Origin of the sequence: Edaphobacter aggregans DSM 19364, assembly GCF_000745965.1 — a bacterium.
GTDB classification, from domain to species: Bacteria; Acidobacteriota; Terriglobia; order Terriglobales; family Acidobacteriaceae; genus Edaphobacter; species Edaphobacter aggregans.
Genome location: NZ_KN050795.1, coordinates 6,118 through 14,789 on the forward strand (window position 1 = coordinate 6,118; position 8,672 = coordinate 14,789).

Here is an 8,672-nt window from a genome sequence, read left to right on the forward strand (position 1 = left end):
TCCAGTTCGAAGACGCCGAAGCGCCAGGTCCGTGGCGTGTCGACCGGCATGCCCATTAGCGCGCTCCTCTGGGCTAAAAAACTTTACACCTTTCTCAATTGGCAGGCCAGCAGAGCTCGAACCAGCAGTTTATTCGAGCCTTAAAATCCTTTTGTTTCAAGGGCGGAGAGCGCAACGAGCAGATGATGACGGAATGATCTCCAGAGCATTGAGCGGATCGCCGCAGCGGCGCACATTGCGAATATCCCAAGCGGTAGTTGGAGCACACAAAGCCGCAGGATCATCGAGGAGGTTCGCCATGTTCCGTATATCTTCCATCCTTACCTGCGCAGCTCTGACGCTTTCGCTCGGCGCGGCGCTGACTAGACCGGCGGCAGCACAGGCTCAGGCGGTAACCGTCAACATTCCATTTGACTTCTCCGCCAACGACCAGATGGTGCCTGCAGGCACATATCGCATCTCACTGCAGGCACCGCGGTATCTTTCGTTCGTCGACACCCGGTCCACCAGGAAGCAGTACTTGATGTTGGTCCAGCCCACCGGAGAGCAAAACAGTAAGGACCGGGGGCGCCTGATCTTTCGGCAGTATGGGGACAGCAACTATCTTTACCAGGTCTGGATGCCGGGCCAGGGTGAGGGGCGGCAGTTCGCACGCAGCCGGACCGAGCAGGAGACGCTGCGGGAACTGAAATCTTCATCGCTCGCACAAGTGAACCTTCCGACTGGGCCGGCACAGCATTAATCCGTCGATCGGTGAATTTGCGGGAAGGGAGGACTACCCTATGGAAAATCATGATCTTTCTCGGCGCACCTTGTTGAAGGGTGGTGGGGCGGCGTTGGCGGAGCTGACGGTGTTGCGGGTGACAGGCCTAGCGCAAGCCTTTGGGGACCCGGGCGACGAGGTCATTCCGTGGCTCGACCAGCCCGCGCCGAACCCTATCCCGGAAAACGTCGGCAACCTGCTGAAGTGGGAGGCGCTCGACTCCTGGCTGACACCTACCAACAACTTCTTCTCTGTTAACCACTACGGCCAACCCGGTGGCCTTGATGAGTCCACATGGCGCGTCGGCATCGCGGGCCTCGTTGCCCATCCCCAGTCCCTGACGCTGGCCGACCTCAAAGCCCGCGAGCGCCGCGAGGTGGACTTCACATTGGAGTGCTCGGGCAACACCGGCACCGGACTGGACTTCTTCATCGGCGGCATCGGCAATGCCCGCTGGGCGGGAGCGCAGTTGGCCCCGCTGTTAGAGGAGGCGGGTATCCTGGAGCAGGGCACCGAAGTGGTCTTCTGGGGGGCTGATAGCGGCACGGTGACAATTCGCGACAACTCGGGGATCGTCATTGGCGGCAAGACGGGTACGGTCCAGCCAGATTCTGACGGCGGACTTGATCTGACGATCACCGAGCAGTTCGCCCGCAGCATGTCTGTCCACGAAGCGCTCAACCGCGACAACCTGCTCTGCTACGAAATGAACGGCGAGCGACTGCCCCCGAGCCACGGCTTCCCCGTGCGCCTGATCGCCCCGGGCTGGTACGGTGTGGCCAACGTCAAGTGGCTGACACGCATAGAAGTGGTGGACCACCGCTACGCGGGTCGCTTTATGGCGCGGGACTACGTCACCATCCGCGAGGAGCAGCGCGACAGTCAGACCGTCTGGACGTTCGCCACCGTGAGTCACGACCGGCTCAAGTCGGCGCCGGCCAAAGTCACGCGCAGGCAAAATCGATACGCCATCATGGGTGCCGCCTGGGGCGCACCGATCGCCGCGGTGGAGGTCCAAATCGACGACGGGCCCTGGACGGCGGCGAGGCTTGAGAGTCCCGCGCCGATCGCGTCGGCGGACGTGCAAATCGATGACGGGCTCTGGGGGGCGACGAGGCTCGAGGGCCACGCGCCACAAAGGAAAAGATCGCGTGGCTACACCTGGAGGTTCTGGACGTTTGAATGGGGGGCGCCCGCCTCGGGCGAGCACAAGATTCGGTCGCGGGCGTTCGACGTCGACGGCAACGTCCAGCCAGCGCCGGACGACCCATTCCTCGCCAGCAAGAGGACCTACTGGGAGAGCAACGGGCAAATAACCCGTCGGGTCAGCATCCACTGACGGTCCGTGGGGGCGTGTTGCGCGAAACTGGTACAACTGCAGTTGCAAACAGCGATGGAGGTAGCAATGGACGCGGATCGTCTTGCGCGTGCGTGTTTGGTGCATGCGCCTTACGGCCGTGTGGTTCTCGGAAATTCCGACGTGCACACCGCCTAGACATCGAATGATTAAGCCACCCAGTATATAAACGCCGCAACGCTCGTCTCGATGATCTCAATTCCCGACGCAAGCGCCTCTTCTCGCAAATAACGAGTCAATTTCAATCTGGGCTGAAGGAAAGCAGTAACGAAAATCAAGTTGAAGGGCTGGCTGCTTCCTGTGCCGGAAGCAATCCCCACTTGAGTGGACATGATATGCCCTAAAAACGTTAGTGTTCTATCGTGACTGCCGTGCGACGGGAGTGGGAGGGCGCGGCTCTATGGGGCAGTTACGATAGAACCGTTTGAAGTGAACCGCTGGGGTGGTGGATGCGGTGGGTTGCTATGGGATTTCAATCAGCTACCGGCAAAACCCGCAGGCGATGCAGCAGATCATGCTGCGATCTCCTGGTGGCACACAGGTACACCTCGATCAGGTGGCGCAGGTTCGTGTGGTGCGAGCCGCGAATGAGATCGACCGCGAGGAGGGTCAGCGTCGCATGGTCGTCATGTCGAACGTACGCGGGCGCGATCTGGGCTCGTTTGTGAAGGAGGTGCAGCAGAACATCGCCCGCGACGTGAACCTGCCGGTTGGATACTCCATCGAATACGGCGGCCAGTTCGAAAACCAAGAACGCGCGACCAGGAGGCTTCTAATCATCATCCCGATAGTGATCTCTCTGATCTACGTCCTGCTGTACTTCACCTTCAAATCATTCAAGCAGGCATTTCTCGTCATTGGGAATATTCCGTTTGCTCTGGTCGGCGGCATTGCAGCGCTCTGGTTGCGAGGCTTTAATCTGAATCTCTCCGCATCGGTTGGTTTTATCGCACTATTTGGCGTGGCGATGCTGAACGGAGTAGTTCTGGTGAGCTCGATCAACCACGCTCGTGTTGCGGGGCAATCAACATATAAGGCAGTTCTCTCAGGAGCCAGACGCAGACTCCGTCCAGTTCTGATGACTGCGTGTGTTGCCAGCTTCGGCTTCTTTCCTATGGCGTTCTCGCAGTCTGCTGGTTCCGAAGTGCAGCGGCCCCTGGCGACTGTGGTGATCGGCGGCTTGGTAACCTCAACTATTCTCACTCTGCTGTTGCTGCCGGTCTTGTACGACTAGCGAGAAGAACATGGACCGTTCAGCCAGAAAAGGTACCGGAATTGACTACACGCTGGTATCCTCCGCTCTTTTCGGGGCTAGTACGCGATTCGCGAAGCTTCTCAACAATACGCCGCCACAGCTCATGGCAGGACTGCTCTATCTGGGAGCTGGCATTGGCCTGGGCGCGGTCTGGATCGCACGCGAATTCCCTTCCCTTCGGGATGCGATTCATAATCCTTAGAATTTGAACTGCAGATTGAGCTGCATACGCCGCGGGGACTGAGCCGCTACGGGACGGCCAAAGAACGGAGAGCCGACAACTCCCACATAGGTTGTGTCATTCTCGTGATTGAGGACGTTAAAAGAGTTGATGGCCAGGGTCGCAAACGGCCCCTTCTTGCCATCTTTCTTCAACATGAAGTCATGAGAGAGATTCAGGTCAAGATTAATGTATCCCGGTCCATGAAGTGAGTTCCGGGGAACACCAAGCGGCCGGTCAAGAGGTAGGCCGTCATGGTTGTCATCACTACCGGTTGTAATGTTCACAGGCTTTCCTGAGTAAAGCGAGAGCGCTGCCCCAAAGTCGAACCATTTGCCGGCGCTGATCGTTCCCAGTAGATCGAATCTGTTTCGTCGGTCATTGTCCGACCGGGACCAGTCGGCATTTGGGAAGGAACTATTTCCAGGAAAATACGTGATCCCGCTTGTGTTGTTGTAGGTCTTACCCAGTGCGTATTGGGCTTGCCCGGTAAAGAATTTGGTTGGCCTGCCACGAAAGGTCAGTTCCAGTGCATCGTTTTTCAAGTATCCCTCGGACTGAAGCTGCCGCAGTTGTCCGACCGTTGAATTTGGACGCGCGGCGTAGTTCGGTGGCAGCGGTGCATTTGCGTCGATCGAGCGAAAGAGATCGATGCCTCGAACACCCACATAATTCGCCGCGATAGAACTATTAGTCGTCAATTGGCGTTCCACGCCGATGGAGTACTGAATTGTGTAAGGAATCCGGGTACGGGGATCGAGCGCTACGACACTCGTTGGAACCGATGCAATCTGGGCTTCCGTGACCGGAAAACTCGGATTCAGAACGATAAATCGCTTCAGGAGGACACCGTTGAAATGCAGGAGATCGGAGATTGGTGAAGGGCCCGTACGATCAAAGAACATCCCCGCTCCTCCTCGAACAACGGTCTTTCCCTTTTGGCTTGGAGCGTACGCAAAGCTGAAGCGTGGCCCAAAGTTGTGCGGAATGTCGTGGAAGTAGTTTTGCCAGTAATAGCGCACACCAACGGAAATGGAGAGGTTTGGCCTGACTCGTATGTTGTCCTCAAAGACGCCTGCTACGGTCGTTTCGAGAAACGTAACGCGCCCCTGGCCGCGCTGCACAAGATAGCTAAAAGGACGATTCGCTGAGTAGTCATCGAGAGATGCAAACGAGTAGGTTCCCGCGCGATTGGTGAAGTCGCTGAAACCGCGACGGCTTATATCCGGGATATCGACTCCGAATTTGAACTCCTGATTCCCCCTCGTATAGGTGACGATATCCGTGCCGTCGAAGTGGTACTCCGTCCGCCTGGCGTCAGCCTGCGCGCTACCGCCGGTGAACGATCCAGATACGATCACCTGCGGGTTTTCGTTCAGGCTGTGGGTCTGGTTGTCGAAGTGTCCTACGAGGAAATGCAGTTGGTTGAGGAGTTTTGGCGAAAACAAATAGGTATGCCCGACATTGATCTCATGCTCGAAGAAGAGCGTGTTGGCTCCTGCTTCCGGCAGTACCGTTCCGCCGACTCCGAAATTGGCAACTGTCCTGTGTTCATAGGAGTATCCGATCCACAACTGATTTGCCTGGCTATAGTCGTGGAAGACGCGGCCTGAGAGAAAGTAGTGATGCGTCGGGTTTGGAACGTTCATGTTTACCGTGCCATCCGGCGTAGCAGCGACAACAATTGCCTGCTGGTTGTCGCTGTCTCTGTCTAATGCCAGAAGAAACGTCGTCTTCTTGCTACGGCTCAGCGGACCGGTAAGCGAGCCCTCATAGTAGGTACGCTGCTCACCGGGTTTTATGACGGCAAAGGGATTGCGAGCGTCGAAGAGCGAGTCACGATAGAGAAAGTTGGCTGTTCCGTGGAACTGGGGAGTGCCGCCCGCGGTTGTGATTTCGATGCGAGCTCGACCCGGCCTGGAAAATAGCGAGGAGTACGGGTTCTGGTTGATCTTGACACTCGACACTGCGGAAGGCGTCACCCCAGGCCCATTTGCCTCTGCACCGTTGACGACAAGTGTGACCCCATTCGTTCCAGTAGCATCAGGATTCAGAAATCTGGACAACGTCGTGATGTAGTCCTGGTCGAAGACCGGCAGACGGTCAAGCGCGTTGCGGTCGATTGAGTTACCGTTTTGATTTTGTCCGATATCTGTGCTGACCTGTGCGGAACTATCTGAGCTCCCCACTGTGACTTCCTCTTCTACGACAAGAACGGCCATTACGATTCGAATTGGCGAATGCATTCCACGACTTGAAACGGCAGATACTTTTTTCTCTCGAAAGCCAGGCTGATTCACGTCGAGCGTGTAAGATCCCAGCGGTACTTCCTTGAAGTTGAAAGACCCGGTGCCATCCGTCACGGCATGTGCGATCTCGCTTCCATCCGCCTGATCGAGGCGAACAGAGGCTCCCACGATAGCCGCGCCGCTTGGGTCTTGAACTGCACCTGAAATCGATGGAAGGCGGACCGGGGTCTGCGCTCCACACACTCCGGGCAAGAGGAGAATCCAGAGGTAGATGTAATTCAGAAACCGCGTTCTTCCAATCTTAAACATAGGTCAAAAAGTTAAGTATCTACATCGAGCCTTAAGCTGCGCTGAAAGATGGCTGAGCGATTGCCGGCTGTGAACGTTATTGCCCCCGCAGTTTTGAGGGCCAGGCTCACCAAAGAGCGGTTCGCAGCAGCGCACCTACAGCATTGTAATAACCTGGGCGGATGCCGCTGTTCTCGGTTGAGGCTTATGTGCCTACTGGAAGACGGAATAGCAGCAACCCTGCAATCCCGGCAGCGATCACGACAAGGGGCTCAGGCAGCTTCCATCGCTGTAGAGTTAGGAACGCGAGACCGCAAGTCGCCACCGTCCTAATATCGTGGATCGAATGCCGTGCAATCACGACAATGGCGCCGGCGATAGCACCGGTCGCGGCCGCCGTTACACCTTTCACGAATGCCTGAAGTGCGGGATTCGCTGAAAGGCGTCGATAGACCGGTGCGCACAAAGTCACGGTCAGGTAAACCGGCAAGAACACTCCCACGGCAGCGAGCACGGCTCCAGTCAGACCGTTCCGCGAGATATCCAATGAACGCAACAGTAATAACAACTGGTCCCGGTGTAATCATTGCAACCGCGATCGCATCGAGGTTCACTCGCCTCTTCGCTTACGGCGCACTGTCCGTTGTTCTTGTCTTCTATCTGACCGGTGTTGGACTCAGTGAATCGCGAATCGGATTGCTCCTTACCTTGATTCTTCTGGGAGACACGATCGTTTCCCTGGTTCTCACGACCCAGGCAGACCGCATCGGGCGCCGGAGGATGCTCGTTATCGGATCGTTGCTTATGGCCGGAGCTGGTCTTGCCTTCGCGATGACAAACAACTTCTTGTTTCTTGTCATCGCCGGGGCGATCGGAGTCGTAAGTCCAAGCGGCAACGAGGTTGGACCGTTCCTATCAATTGAACAGGCCGCACTCTCGCATGTGGTTTCGGCTCCAGCGAGGACGACGGCGTTTGCTTGGTATACCTTGACCGGTTCCTTCGCGACCGCCATCGGGTCCCTTTGCGGAGGGATACTCCCCTCCCTCCTGGGTTCAGGCGGAACGGCCTCCACCAAAGGGTATCGTGCGGTTGTCATCTCCTACGCCGTCCTCGGTATTGCGTTGATGCTGGTGTTCACACGGCTTTCGTCGGCCACTGAGGTCGACTCGACCGATCGCCTTTCAGGCCTTGCTGCGACGAACACTCTCCTCGGGGTTGGTCACTCGCGAAAGATTGTCTTCAAGCTCTCAGCATTGTTTGCCCTGGACTCCTTTGGCGGTGGTTTTGTCGTCCAGAGTTTTGCTGCCTATTGGTTCTACTTGCGTTTCGGTGTGAAGCCCGCTGCGTTAGGTGCGATTTTTTTGGGAACAAACCTATTTGCTGGAGTCTCTGCATCGCTGGCATCCCGGCTCGCATCACGAATTGGGCTCGTCAAAACCATGGTCTTCACACATCTGCCTTTAAACATCCTGCTGATATTGCTGCCGCTCATGCCCACGCTCGAACTTGCGATTGGCGTTTTGCTATTGCGGTTCAGTATCAGCCAAATGGACATTCCGACGAGGCAGTCGTACACGATGGCAATGGTTCGACCCGAAGAACGATCCGCCGCCGCTGGCATCACAGGTGTTGCGCGAACAGTTGGCGCCTCCATACCGCCGATGTTTGTTGGGCTCATGTTCGCCAGGCCTCGTTTAATCAGCCTTCCATTTTTCATCGCTGGGACTCTGAAGATCACCTACGACCTTCTGCTCTATCGACAATTCGTAGCTATTCAACCACACGAAAAGGAGTTTCGATGATCCACGATATTCGAAGACTCCTAAGACAGGTCCACGAACCGGGATCAATGAATACGGAGAACACAATGAACTACGCGAGAATCAGCGCTCTTCTGCTATCGACTGCAATCTTTCCTAATGGCTTGTTTGCGCAATCCGGCTGCTCCATCCGCCCCTCGATCTCTGCTCACTCAAACTTAGCAATGGAACCAACGCGATTGTCGAAAACTTTTACCGCCGCCTTAAAAGGTAGTTATTCACTTCGAGCGCGATCGCACGGGGCGGAAGCTCGCCGGCGAAGGACAAAATCTTGGTAGCCAAGCCCGGCAAAACGACTTTGCGTCCACGCATCATGCCTCGATATCCGGCAGTGGCGACCGATTTTGCACTCATTTGTGGGAAGAATTTGTAAAGTGCTGTTCCGCTTGCGCCGGCCCTTTGCTCAAATGACGATGTTGTTAACCCGGGGCTCAGGGTTGTGACGGATACGCCGGAACCATCGAGTTCTCTAGCCAGCCCCTTGGAGAAGGACAAGACATATGCTTTTGTTGCGTAATATACGGCCATACGCGGACCACCGGGCTGATAACCAACCACAGACGCGACATTCAGAATCTTTCCATGCTTGCGCGCCAGCATTTCTGGAAGAACCAGCCGGGTCAAGGAGGTCAAGGCTACCATGTTTAGCACCTGCATTCGCTCGAGGGCCTCGAGTGACATGCTGTGAAATTCGCCGTAAGCTCCGACGCCGGCGTTGT

Annotated in this window: 7 protein-coding genes and 1 pseudogene; 4 read left to right on the plus strand and 4 right to left on the minus strand. The window is 56.3% G+C overall.

Annotated elements, in window-relative coordinates:
- Window positions 1-298 precede the first annotated feature (298 nt).
- The 3 genes from Q363_RS35460 (at window position 299) to Q363_RS35475 (ending at window position 3,354) form a co-directional block, all read left to right on the plus strand.
- Complete coding sequence (locus Q363_RS35460; protein ID WP_035359937.1) at window positions 299-742, plus strand: hypothetical protein; 444 nt, start codon at window positions 299-301, stop codon at window positions 740-742.
- A 40-nt stretch (window positions 743-782) separates the two neighbouring features.
- Window positions 783-2,102: a molybdopterin-dependent oxidoreductase gene (locus Q363_RS35465; protein WP_035359939.1), complete on the plus strand. Its 1,320-nt coding sequence runs from the start codon at window positions 783-785 to the stop codon at window positions 2,100-2,102.
- Between the two features lie 472 nt (window positions 2,103-2,574).
- Window positions 2,575-3,354 carry an efflux RND transporter permease subunit gene (locus Q363_RS35475; RefSeq protein ID WP_281176140.1) on the plus strand — a complete coding sequence of 260 codons (780 nt, stop codon included), beginning with the start codon at window positions 2,575-2,577 and terminating at the stop codon, window positions 3,352-3,354.
- 219 nt (window positions 3,355-3,573) lie between these two features.
- On the opposite strand, the gene Q363_RS35485 is transcribed toward Q363_RS35475, so the two are convergent.
- From Q363_RS35485 to Q363_RS47450, 3 genes and pseudogenes are all read right to left on the minus strand, one after another.
- Window positions 3,574-5,817, minus strand: coding sequence for an outer membrane beta-barrel protein (locus Q363_RS35485; protein ID WP_245632689.1), 2,244 nt, complete (start codon window positions 5,815-5,817; stop codon window positions 3,574-3,576).
- Between the two features lie 45 nt (window positions 5,818-5,862).
- Window positions 5,863-6,153, minus strand: a pseudogene (locus tag Q363_RS47445) (carboxypeptidase-like regulatory domain-containing protein); the annotation flags it as partial.
- A gap of 184 nt (window positions 6,154-6,337) precedes the next feature.
- A complete protein-coding gene (locus Q363_RS47450; protein WP_084081085.1) occupies window positions 6,338-6,700 on the minus strand; it encodes a chromate transporter in 363 nt (120 codons plus the stop codon).
- On the opposite strand from Q363_RS47450, the gene Q363_RS35495 reads away from it, so the two are divergent.
- A complete protein-coding gene (locus Q363_RS35495) occupies window positions 6,679-7,935 on the plus strand; it encodes an MFS transporter (RefSeq protein WP_035359947.1) in 1,257 nt (418 codons plus the stop codon). The two genes, Q363_RS47450 and Q363_RS35495, sit on opposite strands and share 22 nt — an antisense overlap.
- 210 nt (window positions 7,936-8,145) lie before the next feature.
- On the opposite strand, the gene Q363_RS35500 is transcribed toward Q363_RS35495, so the two are convergent.
- The coding region (locus Q363_RS35500) for an SDR family NAD(P)-dependent oxidoreductase (RefSeq protein WP_035359949.1) at window positions 8,146-8,672 on the minus strand (527 nt) is incomplete at its 5' end.